This window comes from Psychrobacter sp. TB55-MNA-CIBAN-0194, from assembly GCF_040309505.1.
GTDB classification, from domain to species: domain Bacteria; phylum Pseudomonadota; class Gammaproteobacteria; order Pseudomonadales; family Moraxellaceae; genus Psychrobacter; species Psychrobacter fozii.
In genome coordinates this window covers 1-263 of sequence record NZ_JBEOOW010000412.1, presented here as the reverse complement: position 1 = coordinate 263, position 263 = coordinate 1, and the positions used below count along the sequence as shown (strand labels likewise).

1 protein-coding gene is annotated in these 263 nt (G+C 47.1%); it reads right to left on the bottom strand.

Going from position 1 to position 263, the window contains the following annotated elements; translation table 11 throughout:
• Positions 1 to 263: cytochrome ubiquinol oxidase subunit I (locus AAEY75_RS15685; RefSeq protein WP_352260111.1), on the bottom strand; the 263-nt coding region annotated here is incomplete at both ends.

Below are 263 nucleotides of genomic sequence, written 5' to 3'. Positions count from 1 at the left end.
CGTTTACTGACGCGACCCCAACCAAACAGCATAATGCCTAAGAACGACGCTTCTAAGAAAAAGGCGGTCAATACTTCGTAGGCAAGTAGTGGGCCTATGACGTTACCGGCTTTATCAGAAAATACGGCCCAGTTAGTACCGAATTGGTAAGACATTACCACGCCCGATACTACACCCATCCCAAACACTACGGCAAATATCTTGACCCAGTGCTTATAAACTTCGGCATAAATAGGCTCACCAGTTTTGAGCCAGCGGAACTC